The following is an 18,822-nucleotide window of genomic DNA, read 5'->3' on the forward strand; positions in this document are numbered from 1 at the left end:
TCCGCGCAGTGCGCCGCATGCGTGTGCGGCGCTATCGGTCGCCGCCGACTGTGGTGGGCGGCGACGCGCGTGTCAAGTTGCCCGTTTCCGAATAAATGCGGCGGTCGTCACGCCGCGAACGTTGCGGCCGCATGCGTCTTAAATCGGAAGCCGCCCGCTTCAAGGCAAACGAGGGGTCGATCTAAGGCGAACGGCGGCGGGGCCAGCGGGGCCGCGGAGCGCATTCCGGGTTAAGCGGCTCGCTCCAGGTCCCGAGGACGCCGCGCGGCCGTCGCGCACGGCCCGGAAGCGCGAACGCTTCCGGGCCCGCGTCTTGCCCGACTTAATAGACCAGATACTCCAGACGCTTCTTGCTCAATTCCGCAGACGATTCGTTGCGCACGTCGGCGCTGAAGCCCTGCCCCGTCAGGGTGTCCTTGTTGATCAGGAAACTGAAGATGCTCGGACCTTTGCCATCGGTGCCCCTGGGATATTGCGCGTTGCCGTGGCAACCCATGCATCCGCCCATCACCAGTTGGTCGGAATTCGGAGGCAGCTTCTTCACGCCGAGGATGCTCGACAGCCCGCGCTTGGCCAGCAGAGTGAATTCCTGTTTGTCGGGGTTGGGGTCCTTGACTCCGCCCTTGAACAACTGGATGCCGGGCTGGCCGCTCTCGATCACGATGTTCGCCAGGTAAAAGTCCTGGGTCAGCGGATCGGGCTTGGCCGGGGTGACCGAGCTGTCTTCGTTCGTGGGCAACACCTGCAGCCCCACGAGACGGTAGTACTGCCACACCGAATTCTTGAACGCAGGCGTGCTGGCCATGGCCTTCTGGACTTCGTTGTTGACGTCGTTGACGGCGCTCGTCGCTATCGGCGGATTCTGGACCTTGATCGGCCCCGAAAACCCGGTCGGCACGGTGAATTGGCCGGGAACGACATCGTAGCCGTGGGCGCTGTCGATCGGGCCCGCCAAGGGCAGCGTTACCGCGGTCCGGTTCGACCCGGAGTTGAGGATCGCCGTCGGCCGCGTACCCGGCTGTACCGATGCGTCGTACTGCATTTCGTTATAGAGGTTGATGAGATACAGCCCGGTGTCTTGCTTATCCGGCGTGGTCAGGCTGTCCACCTGTTCGAAGGTGGTGTAGACGAACGTCGGGTAGTTTTCCATCTTGCGCAGGATGTGCACGCCGACCAAGCCGAAGGTGGCCACCCGGGACTGGGTCACGCCATTGACCTTGTAGTAGTACACGGCGTCGGCCGTGTGATAGCGGCCGGACGCGATCAACTCGGGCGTCATTTCCCGCCACGCGGACTTCACCTCCACCGATTCCCCCTGGTTCGTCGCGTTGGGAGGCAATTCCAGCGACGCCGGGGGACTGTCGGCGTTGTAGATGGATTTTATGTAGTCGTACTCGACCGGATTGACCTTGGCCTGGAACAGGATGATGTGATCGTCCTGGGGATTGGGCGACGGCGTGCTGCCGTTCTTCGGGAAGAAGATCTGGTTCTGGCCGATCTGGCTGTTCTCGTCGAGATTGTTGAACCGGGCGCCGATCGAATTGACCTTCAGGTTTCCCTGGTAGACGTACTCGGGAGTCAGGGTGGAGAGATTCCCCTTGGGGGCCGATCCCGCGGGGAACAGCTCGGAGCGGTGAGCGAAGGTTTCCCACAGCAACTGGTTGCTGCTGAAGTTGGACCTGATGTTTTTGCCGCTCTGGTAGAAGTCGTTGGCGCCCGATGCAGCGAAGTTGCGGCCCGGATCGATGGCTCCCCGCACGACCGGCGACCTGCCGGCCAAGTTGACGCCGTTCTTCTGCGCGGGGGAATTGAAGTGGATGAACTGCCGCCAGGCGAAGCGCGCGTACTGCGCGTGGGTGATGTTGGGGTTGTAGGGATCGTAGTTGTACGCCGGCGGCGCGGCGGGCAGAGCCGCCGGGGTCGCGGTCAGGTCGGTCGGCGTGATGGGGTCTCCGCCCGGAAACACGGTTTTTTCATCCTTGGCGACCGCCGAGACGGCGGCCGTGGGTTCGGTTTTCGTACACGATGTGGACATCGCCAGCGCGCCGGCGAGCGCGCCGAACATAAGGATATTGGTCTTCATTGCCGCACTCCGTCGTTGTTGCGCTGCGTGGTGAATCCACGATCCATCGCGGCAGCCATGGGAATTCATGCGTTATCGTGCCGCCCCATTTCGCTGGGGGACGTGGCGGAGGCGGGTCAGCCCGCGAACTGGTACCACTGGATGACGAAGCTGGTGTCGTTGTAATCCATATCGGCGCCGTCTTCCGTCACGTACAAGGTGCCGCCGCCGAATATCTTGTTCTGTATGAAGAACACGACCGGATTGCCCGCCGAGATCAGCGGAATATTCGGACCGCTGCTGCCGAACTGGACCTGCATCCCGTCCGCCATCGTGAACCGGCCGGCGCCGTTCTGGAGGAAACCGACCTGCGTGCCGCTGCCCGAGATTGGGAAGCTCTCCTGACTGCCGTCCAGACCATAGAAACTGATGGGCCGGCCGCCGGAGTCGATGATTTGGACGTATTGCGTGTATGCGGCCTGATGCATCGCCGTGAACGTCACGAGCTTGCCGGTGGGGATGTAGGCCAGCGACTGAGGGGCCGACCATTGGATGCCTGCCACGATGGAATCTCCTTAGATTGATGGGCTTCCAGGACTGGGTGAGGCGCCGCTGCCGCTTCCACGAGCGGCCATGCCGCTGAACGCTACGCGCGGCGACTTTCGTTGATCAACGACGCAGGGCGATAAGCGATGAAATGGTCTTGAGCTTCATGGACGACCGCCTCCGCGATTCAACGCAAGCGCCGTCGTCTTAGGTTCAAGCATCTGCGCCTTAGCCCTTCGCCAGCTACTACGCTGTCGAGCGGAGGCTGCGGCCAACTTTTTTGATCGATGCTTGATTCAGCTCACAAAAACCGGCGACTGTTACGCGCCAGTGCGACTTCGCTCGCAAAAGCATTCGCAATCGACGAGCGAGAGGTTTCATCGATGCAACAGCCGAATCGGCGTTGATGCTTCGGAGAAAAAGGCGATTCGACCTTAAGGCAGGCAACCACGAGACCATTCCTGCTAGCGGATGCCATAACGCTGAAGTCGGCGCTCATAACGGCGTCGGATCGGCAAAGAAGAGCTCTACGCTCGATGGGTGCTGCGAGCGCGCAAGAACTCAGGCAGCGGCAAGTGGATGCTTAACCTCGAGGTTCCAGACCCACGCCCTCGCGGGCGTTCTGAAGGCCGGTGGGATCTATCTGGACCGCCCCAGTCGCCGAGCACGCCTTAGCTTCGGATGTCGTCAGGCCGCTTAATCGCCCGATCTTTCAAAAGCCTCGCACGTGCGGCAGAAGCGAAGCAGCGCGGACACGAATTCCAACGGCGCCTCCAACGGGGAGTATTCGCCACCCGGTATCACATCGCCCTGCACATGGATCGCGCCGACGGCCCGAAGCCCCGAAACATATTCCGCGCCGTCTGTCCCGCCTCCGGCGCCGCGCAGATACAACATCGGAACGTCGATGCGCTTGGGTATCGCATTACGCTCGGCGTCCATTTCCATGGCCCGATACCAGTCGAAGCCAGCCCGCAGAGCCTCAGGGCGTGCATAGGCCTCTACGAACGCGCGACGAAGATCGGAGCCCACTTTGTTCGAATCGCAGGCAAGCGCGTCGATGAAGTAGTCGAAGTAGGCCTTTTCGTTACCGCGCACCAAGACTTCAGGCAATTGAGGCAAGGCGTGGAAGGCGAAATGCCAGATGGTCGGCGTAGCGATGATTTCCTTCCACGGGGCCACGCCCGGAACAACGGTGTTGATCACGGCCGCCCCCACGATGCGTTCGCAATGGTCCCGAGCCGCAGCAAAAGCGATCATCCCGCCGACATCGAGTCCGGCCACCACGATGGAGTGCGCGCCGCATCGCTCGACCGCATCCAACACGAGCTCCGCCAGCACGGACTTTTCAGCGGACGGCGGTGCGCCGCGGGAGCTCGCAATCGCCGGCAAGTCCACCGCCAACACCCACCTGTCCGCGGCCAGCGCCTCCATGACCGTCGAATAGAGCGCACTGCTGTGCGGCCACCCGTGCAGCAGCACCAGCGCAGGGCGCTTTGGATTTCCCGCCTGATGGACGCCCACTTGCAGCGGGCCCACGGGAACCGAGGCGAAACGGATCTGCGAGTCTTCCGACATGACGAGTCCTCACGACGCAGAAGGGCCAGCCTTTCCCTGTGCACGTGTCAGCAACGTCGATGCCGCGCGAAAGCTGCTTAACAAAAAGGTGCTGTGGTCTCGATCGCGCGATGCACACCTTAGCCGACAGACGCATGGCATGGCGGGGCGCTTGGCAGCGCGAGCAGGGATATCGGACACGCTCGGAACGCCGCTGCGCCCTCATCCCTGGTCTTGCGGAGGCTATTCCGCTCGGGAGCGACTCAACAGGCGAGCGGAGGCTCGTGAGGCAACGCAACTCAGCGACTGTCGTCAGCGAAATGAGCCGCAGGGGCGACGTCCGAATGCCGAGGCTATCCGTCGAGGCGCGGACACCGACGATCCACCATCGAAAAAAGTCGCGCCTGCCGACCTAGGATCCCGCGTCCTGCAGGAGAAGTCGCTTGACGTTGCGGCGTGGTGGGCCCACCAGGACTCGAACCTGGAACCAAAGGATTATGAGTCCTCTGCTCTAACCATTGAGCTATAGGCCCGCAAGAGGCGAGATTCTAAAGCACCGGCGCGGGCTCGTCAGCCCGGCTTTCGGCCGCCCGCTCGGACCGAACTCCGCTAGCCGATGGCCGTGTCCCCGCACCCGGCTCGCGGAACTGCGAATCCCCTCGCCTTTATACGATTCCCGCGGCCCGACTTGCCCAGGGTGGGTCGCATTTTTCGCGCCAGGGACTCGGCAGCATGGTCTGGACACGCGCGGCAGACGCGTGCCTGCGCCGCAAGGCGCTGCGAGCGCGAGGACGACATCGCCGCGCTCGCTCATTGGAGGGGGGCCACGATCCGGAGGCATCGCCGTCTACGGCGAGCGTTCGGTATCGCCTCACCCATCGAATGAGGTCTTTATGTCGCGCACTACCCCGCTTCGTTTCCACGCTGTGTCGCTCGCGTTGTTGATCGGCTCCGCGAGTTCCGTCCACGCCGCCGATCCCACCGCAAACGCATACGCGGCGAACAACGACACGATCGCCGCGGCGCCGACCGCCGTGCCGCCGTTCAAGCACCCCGGCCTGTTGATGACGCAAAACCGCCTGACCAACATCCGCGCCGCCGCCCAATCCAGCGCCGGCAGCGCGATGAAGACCGGCTACAACCGCTTGCTGCAAGACAACCGCGGTTCGCACACCTATGCGCATCAGGCGCTGGCGACGGTGGAGGTGGTGCGCGCGGCGGGCGGGCCGCAGGAGGGGCGGTGGAAGAACGATGGCTTCGCGGCGTATCTCAATGCGCTGCGTTGGGCGGTGTCCGGCGATACGCGCAATCGCGACAAGGCGATCCAGATTCTCGATGCGTGGTCGGCGAAGTTCGCCGGCTTCACCCTGGCGCCGGGCACGGATGCGCCGCAGGCGTGGCTGGAGGCGGCGTGGGGGTTGCCGGTGTGGGTCAGTGCGGCGGAGATCCTGCGCCATCACGACGGCGGCGCGGCGGGGTGGCCGCAGGCGTCGCAGGACCGGTTCAACGGTTATCTCAATAAGTTGTATGGCTATGCGAACCAAGCCTCGGCCCGCACCAACAATTGGGGCGTGTCCGGCGCCTTGGCGATGATGGCGGCCGGCGTGTATCAGGACGACGCCAATCGCTACAACGCCGGCTTGAACCGGATGAAGCAGCTGATTCCGCTGATCGTTTACAGCAGCGGCGAGGTGCAGGAGTTGGCTGCGCGCGATTGCCATCATCCGCAGTATTCGCTGGCCGGCATCGCCCAGGCGGCGGAGATGGCGACGATCCAGGGCGATACCAGCGTGTGGCTGCTCAAGGTCGGCAACGAGGCGCAGCCGCGGTTCTCGCGCGGGCTGGAGTACATGGCCAAGTCGATTTTGTACGGCGAAGGCGTGCGCGATTGCCGTTCCAACGGGCTGTATCCGGGCTACAGCGAGATCGCGGTCAACGGCTACATGAATCGCGGTACGCCGATCGCGAATTTCCAGAACGCGACCAAGCGCGGGCGGCCGGATGCGAACGCGGCGGAGTTCATCGGGTGGTCGGCCGCGACTCATGGCCGCGACGATTTCTGATCGATTGCAACGCGCGCAGGCCGCACTGAGGCGGCCTGCGCGCGCAGTTCATCGCGCCGAGCTCATCGAATAAGGCCGCTGCTTCGGATGGCTGGCCCAGTCGCGATTGGGCTGTGCCTGCATGACGAAACGCAGCTCGCCGCCGGCGACGATTTCTTCGTGGCGCAGGAACGCGCGATCCAGCGGCTGGCCGTTGAGCGTGGCGCCGCCGATGTAGGTGTGCGCGTCGTCCAAACCTTCGGCGACCACGGTGAAGCGCTTGCCGTTGGGCAGGTTGAGCGTGGCTTTCGGCAGGAACGGGCGGCCGATGATGTATTCGTTGCTGGCCGGCGCCACCGGATAGAAACCCAGCGCGGTGAACACGTACCACGCCGACATCTGACCGAGGTCGTCGTTGCCGGCGAGCCCGTCGGGACGCGGCGCGTACTGGCTGTCCATGATCTGCTTGAGCCGTTCCTGGGTGCGCCAGGGTTGGCCGGCGTAGCCGTAGAGATAGGCGACGTGGTGGCTGGGTTCGTTGCCGTGCGCGTACCAGCCGATCAGGCCGGTGATGTCTTCCATGTGGGCGAAAATCTTCGGATCGACCTTGGCCTCGAACACTTGGTCGAGCCGCGCGATCAACTTGTCGGCGCCGCCGTGCGCGCTGGCGAGACCGGCCACGTCCTGCGGCACGTACCACGAGTACTGCCACGCGTTGCCTTCGGTGTAGTCGCTGCCGTAGCCGCTGACGCTGGGGTCGAAAGGTTCGCGGAAACTGCCGTCGCGCTTGCGCGCGCGCATGAACCCGGTCTTCGCGTCGAACGCGTGCTTCCAGTTGCCGGCGCGCTTCTCGAACCGCGCGGCGACGTCCTTGCGTCCCATCGCCCCGGCCATGCGCGCGATGGTCCAATCGTCGAACGCGTACTCCAAAGTCTTCGACGCCGCCTCGCCTTCTTCGTCGATCGGCACGTAACCCAGTTGCTTGTACTGCGCGATGCCGTCGTACGGGCCGTAATCGGCGCTGGCGACCATCGCGTCCAAGGCTTCGTCGGCGTCGTAGCCGCGAATGTCCTTCATATAGGCGTCGGCGATCACCGGCACGGCGTGGTAGCCGATCATGCACCACGTCTCCTGCCCGTGGAACGCCCACACCGGCAGGATGCCGTACGGGCTGGCCTTGCGCGACGCCAGCAGCGAGCTCACGAAATCGTTGTTGCGCCGCTCCGGCTGCACCAAGGTCAGCAGCGGATGCAGCGCGCGATAGGTGTCCCACAGCGAGAACGTGGAGTGATAACGAAAGCCCTTGGCTTCGTGCACGGCGTTGTCCGGCCCGCGATAACGGCCGTCGCTGTCCATGAACAAGCTCGGCCCCATCAGCGAGTGGTACAGCGCGGTGTAGAAGCTCTTGCGCATCGGCTCGGCGCCTTCGGCGTCGATCGCCGACAGCGCCTCGCTCCAGCGCTCGCGCGCCTGCGCGCGCACGCGGTCGAAATCGAAACCGGGCACTTCGGCGTCGAGGTTGGCGATGGCGCTGTCTTCGCTCACCGGCGAGATCGCGACCTTGACGATCAATTCTTGTCCCGGCGCGTCCTTGAAATCGAGGCTGGCGACGAGCTGGCGGCCTTCGATCTGCGCGCGCTGGGTCGGGTCTTTCTCGCCCGGCGGCGGGAAGCCTTTGTAGACGACATCGGCTTCGGTGTCGTGGAAGGCGTGGCCGCTGACCGGCCGCGAGAAGCGCATGGCGAAATACAACTGCCGCCCCGGCGCCCAGCCGCGGGTTTCGCGGAAGCCGGTCACGGTGCCGTCCGCGCGCAGGCGCACGCGCGACCACTGCACCTTGCCGGGGTAGTCGTACAGGCTGGTGCGCAAGTCGATCAGCAGATGCGCCGCCTGCCCGCCCGGATAACGGTAGCGGTGCACGCCGACCCGCTCGCTAGCGGTGAGTTCGGCGCGGATCTTGTAGTCGTCGAGAGTGACGGCGTAATAGCCCGGTTGGGCGACTTCGTCGTCGTGGCGGAACGCGGAGCGGTAGCCGCTGCGCGGCGTCTTGGAATCGCCGCGTTCGAGCTTGACCTCGCCGGCGATCGGCATCACCAGCACGTCGCCGAGGTCGGAATGGCCGGTGCCGGAGAAATGGGTGTGGGAGAAGCCGACGATGGTCGGATCGCCGTGGCGGTAGCCGGCGGCCCAGCCGTAGGCTTCTTTGCGCGGCTTGATCTCGGTGTCCGGGCTGAGTTGGATCATGCCGAACGGGACCGTGGCGCCGGGGAAGGTGTGGCCCTCGCCGCCGGTGCCGATGAACGGGTCGACCGCCTCGAAGGCGCGGCGGCCGGCGTCGCCGGCGGGCGCGGCCGGGGCGGCGAACGCGGCGGCGGCCAGGGCCAGGGCGGCGGCGGCGAGGCGCCAGCGCGGGAGGCGGCCGGCCGGCGCCGGGGGGGCGCCGGCTCGCGACGGGCGCGTTCGGGACGGGCTCGTTCGGAACTGGGTCGTTCGGGACTGGATCGGCCGGGCCATCCGCAGTACTCCGTCAGCATTCGTGATCGGGAATGGGACCGGCGACCGGCCGCGGGGCGGGCCGCCACTTTTAGATCGTTCTAAATATCGGCAAGCTAGCACGCACCCGGAACGTGTTCATGCTGCATTGCAGAATGCAGCGACGGGGCTCAGGCCGCAGGATGGCGGCATTTAGAACGATCCAAAAGCGCTCAACCCCTCTCCAGATCGTGCCCGGCCCATGACCGTCCGACCACCCACCGCGAGGTGCCCAAGATGAACGACGCGCCCGCCCCCCGAGGCCGGGTCACCCTGGCCGACATCGCCCGCGCCTGCGGCCTGTCGCGCGCGACCGTTTCCCTGGTGCTGCGCGGCAGCCCGCTGGTGCATGCCGATACCCGCGCCCGGGTCGAAGCCGAGCTCAAGCGCCAAGGCTACGTCTACCACCGCGGCGCGGCCAATCTGCGGCGCAAGGTGTCGACCGGCGTGGCCCTGGTCATCAACGACCTGTCCAACCCGTTCTTCGCCGAATTCGCCGCGGGCGTGGACGAATGGCTGGCCACGGCCGGCTACGTCACCCTGCTCGGCAGCACCAACGAATCGGTCGAACGCCAGCAGGCGGTGCTGACCTCGCTGATCGAGCACGACCCGGCCGGCATCATCCTCTCGCCGGCCGAAGGCAGCGACGGCACGCGCCTGCGCAGTCAGGTCGGCGAACGCACGCCGGTGCTGGTGTTCAACCGCGAGCTCGAAGGCACCACCTGGGACTTCCTCGCCCTCGACAACACCCACGGCGCGCGGCTCGCCACGCGCCATTTGCTCGATCGCGGCCATCGCCGCATCGCCTTCTTCGGCGGCCACCGCGACTCGTCCTCGTGCCGGCAGCGCCGCCAGGGCTATCGCGAAGCGCTGGCCGAGGCCGGGATCGAGCCGGAACCGCAGTGGCTGGTCGAATGCGCGCCCACGCGCCTGGAAGCCGCGCAGCAGACCGGCGCGCTGTTCGTGCGCGATCCCGCGCCGACCGCGGCGGTTTGCTACAACGACGCGGTCGCGCTCGGCCTGATGGCCGGACTGGTCTCGCGCGGCCGCCGCGCCGGCGCCGATTTCGCCGTGGTCGGCTTCGACGATATTCCCGAAGCCGCCGTCGCCTCGCCGCCGCTCACCACCATCGCGGTCGATCCGCGCGCGCGCGGCCGCCAGGCCGCCGAGCTGATCCTCAAGCGCCTGCGCGAACCGGCGATGCCGCGCGCCCACACCATCGCTCCGGTGCGTCTGCAGGCCCGCAGCAGCAGCGAAGTGCACCTGCCCGGAGAGTCCGCATGAGCCGTCGCGACATGTCCTACACCGCCGCGCTCGCGGTGGTGACCACGATCTTCTTCACCTGGGGCGGCCTGACCAGCCTCAACGACGTGCTGATCCCGCATCTCAAGGCCGTGTTCAACATGAACTACGCCCAGTCGATGCTGATCCAGTCGACCTTCTTCGGCGCGTACTTCCTGATGTCGCTGCCGGCCAGCCGGGTGGTGGCGAAGTTCGGCTACAAGAACAGCATCGTCATCGGCCTGATCGTCGCCGCCGCCGGCGCGTCGCTGTTCTTCCCGGCCGCGCGCATTCCCTCGTATCCGCTGTTCCTCGGCGCGCTGTTCGTGCTCGCCAGCGGCATCACCTTGTTGCAAGTGTCGGCCAATCCCTACATCAGCCTGCTCGGCGATCCGGCCGGCGCGCCGAGCCGCCTGAATCTGGCGCAGGCGCTGAACTCGCTGGGCACCACGGTGTTCCCGACCTTCATCGGCCCGCTGATCCTGTCCACCGCGGTGCTCAGCGCTGCGGATCTGGCGGCGATGAGCGCCGTCGATCAAGCCGCCTACCGCGCCCACGAGGCCGCGGCGGTGCAAGTCCCGTACATGATCATCGCCGGCTGCCTGGTGCTGCTGGCGGTGTTCGTCTACACGATGCGCATTCCGCCGCTGACCGAAGCGACCGAAAGCGCCGACCCGGCCCACCACAGCTTCGGCGAGGTGTTGAGCCAGCGCCATTTGCTGTTCGGCGTGATCGCGATCTTCGTCTACGTCGGCGCCGAGGTCTCCATCGGCAGCTTCCTGGTCAATTACTTGTCCGAACCGCAGATCGCCCACTTCGATCACGCCACCGCCAGCAAATACCTCGGCCTGTATTGGGGCGGCGCGATGGTCGGCCGCTTCGTCGGCGCGGTGCTGCTGCGTTTCGTCGACGCGCGCAAGCTGCTGGCGCTGGCCGCGGTCGCGGCGATCGCGCTGCTGGCGCTGACCATGAGCACGCAGGGTTCGGTCGCGATGTGGACGGTGCTGTCGATCGGCCTGTTCAACTCGGTGATGTTCCCGACCATCTTCACCATCGCCATCGAACGGCTCGGGCCGATGACCAGCAAGGCCTCGAGCCTGCTGATCATGGCCATCGTCGGCGGCGCGGTGATTCCGCTGCTGCAGGGCGTGTTGTCCGACCGCATCGGCATCCAGCATTCGTTCGTGATTCCGGCGGTGTGCTACGCCTTCATCGTCTGGTACGGCCTGTCCGGCTCGCGCATCCGCGCCGGCCAAGGCCAGCACGCCAGCGCGCAAGCTTCGGGAGTGATGCATTGATGTCCGCCGTTTCCACGCCGTCGGACGAGCGCGCCAGCGGCGCGATCGTCTGCTTCGGCGAAGCCTTGATCGACTTCCTCGCCCGTCCGGCCAAGAGCCCCGGCGAGCCGCGCCATTTCGTCGAATACGCCGGCGGCGCGCCGGCCAACGTCGCCGTCGCCGCCGCGCGCCTGGGCGCGCACGCGCGCTTCGTCGGCATGCTCGGCCAGGACATGTTCGGCGATTTCATCGCCGAGCAGCTCAACGGCTACGGCGTGGACACCCGCGACGTGCGCCGCACCAGCGAAGCCAAGACCGCGCTCGCGTTCGTCTCGCTCGACGGCGACGGCGAACGCAGCTTCAGCTTCTATCGTCCGCCCGCGGCCGATCTGCTGTTCCGCGACGGCGACTTCCGCCACGACGGTTTCGACGACGCCGGCGTGTTCCACGTCTGCTCCAACAGCCTCACCGAGGAAGCCATCGCCGCGGCCACGCTCGCCGGCATGCGCCGCGCGCGCCTCGCCGGCGCGCTGGTGAGCATGGACATGAACCTGCGCCCGTCGCTGTGGCCGGCCGGTTTCGATCCCGCGCCGCGCTTGCTGGCGGCATTGCTGGAAGCCGATCTGATCAAGCTGTGCGGCAGCGAGTTCGAATTCCTCGCCCGCCACCTCGGCGGCGAAGAAGCCGCGCTGCAGCGGCTGTGGCACGGCTACGCGACCTGCGTGCTGATCACCGACGGCGCCACGCCGATCCGCTGGTACACGCGCACCCGCAGCGGTTCGGTGGCGACGTTCAAGGTCGCGCCCAGCGACACCACCGGCGCCGGCGACGCCTTCGTCGGCGGCTTGCTGCGCCGCTTGATAGCGCTCGGCGTGAACGCGGCCAACTTCAACGATTTCCTCCAGCGCGAAGACGATCTGGTCGGCGCGCTGCGCTACGCCGCCGCGGCCGGCGCGCTCGCCACCACCCGTCACGGCGCGTTCGCCGCCATGCCCAGCGCCGCCGACGTCGAACGGCTGATGCAGGAACAAGCCCAGGAACTCGCATGAATCTTCCGTCGAACCCGCTGCCGAACTTCCGCGAGGCCGATACGCTGCTGGCGCACATCCGCGACACGATGGCGTTCTACGATCCGGTCGCGCTCGATCCCAACGGCGGCTTCTTCCATTACTTCCGCGACGATGGCGCCGTCTACGACGCCTCGCACCGGCACTTGGTCAGCTCGACCCGCTTCGTCTTCAACTACGCGATGGCGGCGGTGGAATTCGGCCGCGACGACTACCGCGAACGCGCGCGCCACGGCCTGCGCTATCTGCGCGAGGCGCACCGCAACCCGCACACCGGCGGCTACGCCTGGACGATCCGCGACGGCCAGCCCGAAGACCGCATGAACCACTGCTACGGCGTGGCCTTCGTGCTGCTGGCGTACTCGTGCGGGGTCAAGGCCGGCATCGGCGAAGCCGCGGCATGGATGGACGAAACCTGGAACCTGCTGGAAGCGCGCTTCTGGGAGCCCGAGTACGGCCTGTACCGCGACGAAGCCGACGCCGACTGGAACTTCACCGGCTATCGCGGCCAGAACGCCAACATGCACATGTGCGAGGCGATGCTGGCGGCGTACGAAGCCTCCAACGACGCGCGTTACCTCGAGCGCGCGCTGACGCTCGCGCAGAACATGACCCAGCGTCAGGCCGCGCAAGGCGATGGTTTGGTGTGGGAGCACTACGACCGCGACTGGAACATCGACTGGGATTATCACCGCGACGATCCCAAGCACCTGTTCCGCCCGTGGGGCTTCCAGCCCGGCCATCAGACCGAATGGGCCAAGCTGCTGCTGATCCTCGACCGCCACCTGTCCGCGCGCGGCAACGCGCCCGCGTGGCTGGTCCCGACCGCGCGCCACTTGTTCGACACCGCGGTCGCGCGCTCGTGGGACGACGAATTCGGCGGCCTCGCCTACGGCTTCGCGCCCGACGGCGCGGTCTGCGACGACGACAAGTACTTCTGGGTCCAGGCCGAATCGCTGGCCACCGCGGCGCTGCTCGCGGTGCGCACCGGCGAAAACCTGTACTGGCAGTGGTACGACAAGCTGTGGGCCTATGCGTGGCAGCACCTGGTCGATCACCGCTACGGCGCGTGGTATCGCATCCTCGACCGCCGCAACGGCAAGTACAGCGACGAGAAGAGCCCCGCCGGCAAGACCGATTACCACACCATGGGCGCGTGCTACGAAGTGATCCGCTGGCTGCGCGCCCCGTAAGCCCCTTGTAGGAGCGGCGCGAGCCGCGACCGCGAACCCTCGCTTGCGTCGTATGCGGGGGTTCGCGGTCGCGGCTCACGCCGCTCCTACCGCCAGCGCCCCATGCGCGCATTCATGCGCCGCCCGTCGGAAACGCCCCGCGTCACCCCGAAGCGCTGACATTCCCTACGCAACCGCGCAACATCCGCCCTTCTATCCTGGCCGCTCCCCTCATCCCGGAGCACCGCCATGGACATCCAGCGCATCGCCGACCGCTACGTCGAACTGTGCCGCGCCGGCGAGCACGCCCAGATCCAGGACGAACTCTACGCCGACGACGCCGTCAGCATCGAAGCGCCCGGCAACCAGTCCGGCCCGCTCGGCAACGTCGAAGGCTTGGAGGCGATCCGCGAGAAGGGCCGCAAGTTCATGGACGACGTGGTCGAAATCCACAGCAGCTGGTGCAGCGACCCGGTCGTCGGCGGCGATTGGTTCACCCTCGCCATGGGCATCGACGCCACCTACAAGAGCATGGGCCGCATGCCGATGTCCGAAGTCGCGGTGTACAAGGTGCGCGACGGCAAGATCGTGCACGAGCAGTTCTTCTACGGCTGAGGCACCCAGCGCGAACGGTACGTCACGGTGCGCCGCTTAGCCGAACACTAGTGCGATAACGCCGAGAACCAGGATGAGCAGCGTCGCCGGCAGCCATGCCAAGACCACCGCGATGAGCGCGTGCCAGGCCGGCCGCAACGCGCCTCCCGCGCTTCGATGCGCGCGCCAGGAGGCCCGTTGCGTCATCGCTACGCCCCAGGCCAACAGCGGCTGCAACAATGCGACCATCAGTGCCGCCAGCGCTATCGATTCTGCTTCCATCAAGGTTGCGATCGCGACCGCCGCGAAGGCTAACGGCGACGCCCACAACACCACCACGGACAGGCCGATGAGCGTGTTCGCCCGCGAGCTACGCCGCAAGGAGCGCAGATTCCAGCACAGCATCAATGCGCCGGCGAGCAGGCCGCCGAAGAGGCTGGCGACGCCGATCTGTTCGGCGCCGAACAGCCGGGAAGCTGACGATGCGCGCGGATCGTCCGCCACCTCGGTCTTGGGCGCAGACCAGATGTCGTGCTCGCTCAAGCACGCACCCCGGCCGCGAGCCCGGCCAAGAACGCGGGCGCCAGCAGATAGATAAGTAGCAACGCCATCGCGACAATGGAAACGATACAGGCCGCCCACCATGAGCTCCGCGGCAAACCGCGCCGGCGACGGGCCTGCAATTCGTCGCCCTGGAGGATATAGCCGACGGCCATGACGGCCGCAGCCTGCAGCGCCAACAACGCGCCCATCTGCAACGGCACTCGCTGCGGATCATGGTTGTAGCTAATGGCCATCGCCCCGTAATCGACGAACGCCACCGTCGGAGCGATCAGCAGCGCCGCCATCGCAAACGAGAACCATGCCCAGCCACGATTGCCGCGTGCGCGGTAGTTCAGCGCAATCATCCACACGCCGGCGACCGGCGTCGCCAGTAGGCTCGCCACGAACATGGCTCTGAGCGTGAACCAGGGCAACGACGAATGCGTGGCGGGGTCGAGCGCGGCGACCGCCGGATCGATTCCCTTGGCGTAAACGTCATCTTCCATGCACGCCCCTTTGCGGCCGTACCGTCTGCGCAGCGAAGATAACACCGCCCCGGGTAAATGGCCCAAACGAAACAGGCCCCGCGAGCGGGGCCTGTTTCTTCGTACGCGGACTCGCCCGACCGATCAGTCGATATCGAGGAAGCTGCGCAGCTGTTCCGACCGGCTCGGGTGGCGCAGCTTGCGCAGCGCCTTGGCTTCGATCTGGCGGATGCGCTCGCGGGTCACGTCGAACTGCTTGCCGACCTCTTCCAGGGTGTGGTCGGTGTTCATGTCGATGCCGAAGCGCATGCGCAACACCTTGGCCTCGCGCGGGGTCAGCCCGGCGAGCACGTCGCGGACCGTCTCGGAGAGGTTGATGTTGGTGGTCGCTTCCACCGGGGACTCCACGTTGGTGTCCTCGATGAAGTCGCCCAGATGCGAGTCTTCGTCGTCGCCGATCGGAGTCTCCATCGAGATGGGCTCCTTGGCGATCTTCATGACCTTCCGGATCTTGTCCTCCGGCATGTCCATTTCTTTCGCCAGCTCTTCCGGCGTCGCTTCGCGGCCGTACTGCTGCAGCATCTGGCGGCTGATGCGGTTGAGCTTGTTGATCGTTTCGATCATGTGCACCGGGATGCGGATGGTGCGCGCCTGATCGGCGATCGAACGGGTGATGGCCTGACGGATCCACCACGTGGCGTAGGTCGAGAACTTGAAGCCGCGGCGGAACTCGAACTTGTCCACCGCCTTCATCAGGCCGATGTTGCCTTCCTGGATCAGGTCGAGGAACTGCAGGCCGCGGTTGGTGTACTTCTTGGCGATGGAGATCACTAGGCGCAGGTTGGCCTCGACCATCTCCTTCTTGGCCTTGCGCGCCTTGGCCTCGCCGTAAGCGACGGCGCGGCTGATTTCCTTGAGCTCTTCCAGGGTCAGCAGCGAGTTGGTCTCGAGCTCGATGGTGGCCTGCTGTTCGGCCACGATCTGGTCCTTGACGTCGCGCAGGCCCGAGGACCACTTCTGCTTGCGCTTGAGCAGCTCGTCCACCCACTCCAGATTGGTCTGGTTGCCTTCCCAGGCGCGGATGAAGTCCTTGCGCGGCATCTTGGCCACGCGGGTCGCCAGATCCAGGATCTTGCGCTCGCGGTCCTTGATCGAGCCGACCACTTCGCGCAGGTTGCGCATCAGCGTGTCGGTCAGCGCCAGCGGCAGCTTGAGCGTGATGAACACCGCCGCGATCTCTTCGCGCAGCTTGGTCGCGTTCTTGTGCGCCGCGCCGTACTTGGCGTGGGCCTTGTGAAACTTGGCGTGCAGGTCGGCGATGGCCTCCATGCGCGCGGCGACTTCGACCGGATCGGGACCGGACGCGGTCTCCTCGGCCTCTTCGTCGCCGCCGCCGGCTTCTTCTTCCTCGTCCTCGTCGGAGTCGGCATCGGAATCCTCGGCCGCGGGCGCGGGCGGAGCCGGCGGCTCGGGCTCTTCGTCGAGGTGGTCGTTGAAGCCGACCACGATTTCGGCGAGGCGCTTCTTGCCGGCCTTGTGCTGCTCGTAATCGTCGAGGATCAGCTGGATCGTGCCCGGGTACAGCGCGAGCGAGGCCTGGACCTGGTTGAGGCCCTCCTCGATGCGCTTGGCGATGGCGATTTCGCCTTCGCGGGTCAGCAGCTCGACCGTGCCCATCTCGCGCATGTACATGCGCACGGGATCGGTGGTGCGGCCGCCTTCGCCGTCGAGCGCCGTCAACGCGGCCGCGGCTTCTTCGGCGGCGGTATCGTCGACTTCGCGGTTACCGGTGTTGCCGTCGGCGAGCAACAGCGTTTCGGCATCGGGCGCGACTTCGTGCACCTCGATGCCCATGCCGTTGATCATGCCGATGATGTCTTCGATCTGTTCGGCGTCGACCAGATCGTCGGGCAGGTGATCGTTGACCTCGGCATAGGTCAGATAGCCCTGCTCCAAGCCCTTGGAGATCAGGAGCTTGATATCGGACGGAGGGGGCTGACGTTCGTTGGCCATGGGCTGCGCCACCGCGCTTTGAGGGTAGGGAACGCTCCAGTATATCAGGTCCGGCGCCCCCGACCCGGACAATGCGGGGGCGGCGGGCCGGATCAGGACCGGAGGAGGAAAGTGACCGGGCCGTCGTTGACCAGGCTGACGACCATATGGGCGCCGAAGCGGCCGGTTTCCACCCCTCCTGCATGACGTTGCCGACAGGTTTCGAGCAAACGGTTGAATAGCGGTTCAGCCAGCCCCGGCGCGGCCGCGGTGCTGAAGCCCGGGCGCATGCCGCTGCTGGTGTCGGCCGCCAGGGTGAACTGGCTGACCAGCAGCAGCCCGCCGCCGGTGTCCGCCAGCCCCCGGTTCATGCGACCGGCCTCATCGGCGAATACACGGTATCCGAGCAGACGTTCGGCCATCCGCGCGATCTGCGCCTCGCCGTCGCCCGGTTCGACCCCGACCAGGGCCAGCAACCCCGGCCCGATCGCCCCGACCGTTTCGCCGTCGACCGTCACCCGCGCCTCGCTCACCCGCTGGATCAAGCTCAGCATGCCGCCGCACCGCCTCTAAGTTCAGGGATCGCCAGTGTACGGCCTGCAACGCGCTGGCTACGGCGGCCTTCGTTCGCATTCGCCGCCGCGCCCGCGCGAACCCCGGCGTGGGCGCGGCGGCTACACTCGCCGGCATGAGCCCCGCCACCGCCCGCGCCGCCGCCCGCGTCCTGTATTTCTTCGCCAGCCTGATCGGCCGCCTGCCGTGGTCCTGGCAGCAACGCCTGGGCGACGCGGTGGCCTCGGTCTGGCAGCGCCGCGACGGGCGCGAGGCGCGAGTGGCCCGGGTCAACCTGAGCCTGGCCTACCCCGAGCTGCTGCCGGCCGAGCGCGAGCAGTGGCAGCAGGCGATCGTGCGCACCACGGCGCGGCAAGCGGTGGAAACCGTGCGCCTGTGGACCCGCCCGCACGCCGAAAACCTCGGCCTGCTGCGCGAGCAGCACGGCACCGAGCTGTTCGACGCCGCCCTGGCCGCGGGCAAGGGGCTGATCGTGGCCGCGCCGCATTACGGCAACTGGGAGCTGCTGAACCAATGGCTGGCGATGCGCACGCCGCTGGCGATCCTGTACAAGCCGCCGGAGTCGCCGGTCGGCGAGGCGTTCTTGAACCTCGTGCGCGCCGACACCGACGCCGAGCGGGTGACCCAGGTGCGCGCCGAAGGCTCGGCGGTGCGCCAACTGTGGAAACGGCTCAGCGCCGGCGGCGTGGTCGGCATCCTGCCCGACCAGCAGCCCAAGGCCGGCGACGGCGAGTTCGCGCCGTTCTTCGGCGTGCAGGCGCTGACCATGACCCTGCTCGGCCGGCTCGCCGAACGCACCGGCGCGACCGTGCTGTTCTGCTATTGCGAACGCATCGACCAGCATCCCGACGGGCCGGGCTTCGCCCTGCGCATCGAAGCCGCGCCCGACGGCATCGCCGACGCCGACCCGCGCCGCGCCTGCGCCGCGCTCAACCAAGCGGTGGAACGCATCGCCCGGCGCGATCCGGCGCAGTACCAGTGGACGTACAAGCGCTACACCCTGCGTCCGTCCGGCGACGGGCGCGACAATCCGTATCGGTCGATCGAAACCGACCGTCGCTGAGCCGAACCGCCCGCGCCAGCGCGCGCGAGCCGGCTC

General features: G+C 66.5%; 15 protein-coding genes and 1 tRNA gene. 7 read left to right on the plus strand and 9 right to left on the minus strand.

The genetic code is table 11. The annotated features are described in order from the left end of the window. Nucleotides 1-322 precede the first annotated feature (322 nt). From J5226_RS01730 to J5226_RS01750, 4 genes are all read right to left on the minus strand, one after another. The gene (locus J5226_RS01730) at nucleotides 323-2,083 is read right to left on the minus strand and encodes a hypothetical protein (RefSeq protein ID WP_215838147.1); all 1,761 of its coding nucleotides are present in this window, start codon (nucleotides 2,081-2,083) and stop codon (nucleotides 323-325) included. Nucleotides 2,084-2,199: 116 nt separating this feature from the next. After that, nucleotides 2,200-2,625, minus strand: coding sequence for a hypothetical protein (locus J5226_RS01735; protein WP_215838148.1), 426 nt, complete (start codon nucleotides 2,623-2,625; stop codon nucleotides 2,200-2,202). 679 nt (nucleotides 2,626-3,304) lie between these two features. Then, complete coding sequence (locus J5226_RS01745; protein WP_215838150.1) at nucleotides 3,305-4,186, minus strand: alpha/beta hydrolase; 882 nt, start codon at nucleotides 4,184-4,186, stop codon at nucleotides 3,305-3,307. 436 nt (nucleotides 4,187-4,622) lie between these two features. Then, nucleotides 4,623-4,698: transfer RNA gene (locus J5226_RS01750), tRNA-Ile, on the minus strand. Between the two features lie 360 nt (nucleotides 4,699-5,058). Between J5226_RS01750 and J5226_RS01755 the strand changes: the two genes are divergently transcribed. Continuing rightward, complete coding sequence (locus tag J5226_RS01755; protein ID WP_215838151.1) at nucleotides 5,059-6,228, plus strand: alginate lyase family protein; 1,170 nt, start codon at nucleotides 5,059-5,061, stop codon at nucleotides 6,226-6,228. A gap of 48 nt (nucleotides 6,229-6,276) precedes the next feature. On the opposite strand, the gene J5226_RS01760 is transcribed toward J5226_RS01755, so the two are convergent. Further along, nucleotides 6,277-8,721, minus strand: a complete 2,445-nt coding sequence (locus J5226_RS01760) for a GH92 family glycosyl hydrolase (RefSeq protein WP_215838152.1) — start codon at nucleotides 8,719-8,721, stop codon at nucleotides 6,277-6,279. 255 nt (nucleotides 8,722-8,976) lie between these two features. Between J5226_RS01760 and J5226_RS01765 the strand changes: the two genes are divergently transcribed. From J5226_RS01765 to J5226_RS01785, 5 genes are all read left to right on the plus strand, one after another. Then, a complete protein-coding gene (locus tag J5226_RS01765; protein ID WP_215838153.1) occupies nucleotides 8,977-10,023 on the plus strand; it encodes a LacI family DNA-binding transcriptional regulator in 1,047 nt (348 codons plus the stop codon). Continuing rightward, a complete protein-coding gene (locus J5226_RS01770) occupies nucleotides 10,020-11,318 on the plus strand; it encodes a sugar MFS transporter (RefSeq protein WP_215838154.1) in 1,299 nt (432 codons plus the stop codon). The genes J5226_RS01765 and J5226_RS01770 overlap by 4 nt, the downstream gene beginning before the upstream one ends. Next, nucleotides 11,318-12,346: a carbohydrate kinase gene (locus J5226_RS01775; protein WP_215838155.1), complete on the plus strand. Its 1,029-nt coding sequence runs from the start codon at nucleotides 11,318-11,320 to the stop codon at nucleotides 12,344-12,346. Before J5226_RS01770 ends, J5226_RS01775 begins: the two co-directional genes overlap by 1 nt. Continuing rightward, entirely contained in the window at nucleotides 12,343-13,557 is a 1,215-nt protein-coding gene (locus J5226_RS01780) for an AGE family epimerase/isomerase (protein WP_215838156.1), read from the plus strand. The genes J5226_RS01775 and J5226_RS01780 overlap by 4 nt, the downstream gene beginning before the upstream one ends. A 228-nt stretch (nucleotides 13,558-13,785) precedes the next feature. After that, nucleotides 13,786-14,151, plus strand: a complete 366-nt coding sequence (locus tag J5226_RS01785; RefSeq protein WP_215838157.1) for a nuclear transport factor 2 family protein — start codon at nucleotides 13,786-13,788, stop codon at nucleotides 14,149-14,151. Between the two features lie 36 nt (nucleotides 14,152-14,187). Here the strand turns inward: J5226_RS01785 and J5226_RS01790 are convergent, their stop codons facing one another. From J5226_RS01790 to dtd, 4 genes are all read right to left on the minus strand, one after another. Further along, complete coding sequence (locus J5226_RS01790) at nucleotides 14,188-14,673, minus strand: hypothetical protein (RefSeq protein ID WP_215838158.1); 486 nt, start codon at nucleotides 14,671-14,673, stop codon at nucleotides 14,188-14,190. After that, nucleotides 14,670-15,179: a hypothetical protein gene (locus J5226_RS01795; protein ID WP_215838159.1), complete on the minus strand. Its 510-nt coding sequence runs from the start codon at nucleotides 15,177-15,179 to the stop codon at nucleotides 14,670-14,672. The genes J5226_RS01790 and J5226_RS01795 overlap by 4 nt, the downstream gene beginning before the upstream one ends. 123 nt (nucleotides 15,180-15,302) lie before the next feature. Then, nucleotides 15,303-17,171: an RNA polymerase sigma factor RpoD gene (gene rpoD, locus J5226_RS01800; RefSeq protein ID WP_215838160.1), complete on the minus strand. Its 1,869-nt coding sequence runs from the start codon at nucleotides 17,169-17,171 to the stop codon at nucleotides 15,303-15,305. 92 nt (nucleotides 17,172-17,263) lie between these two features. Next, nucleotides 17,264-17,704 (minus strand): D-aminoacyl-tRNA deacylase, encoded by a 441-nt coding sequence (gene dtd / locus J5226_RS01805; RefSeq protein WP_215838161.1) that lies wholly within the window; start codon nucleotides 17,702-17,704, stop codon nucleotides 17,264-17,266. A 134-nt stretch (nucleotides 17,705-17,838) separates the two neighbouring features. Between dtd and J5226_RS01810 the strand changes: the two genes are divergently transcribed. Continuing rightward, nucleotides 17,839-18,786, plus strand: coding sequence for a lauroyl acyltransferase (locus J5226_RS01810; RefSeq protein WP_215838162.1), 948 nt, complete (start codon nucleotides 17,839-17,841; stop codon nucleotides 18,784-18,786). Nucleotides 18,787-18,822: the final 36 nt, after the last annotated feature.

The organism is Lysobacter sp. K5869 (assembly GCF_018847975.1).
Lineage (GTDB): Bacteria > Pseudomonadota > Gammaproteobacteria > Xanthomonadales > Xanthomonadaceae > Lysobacter.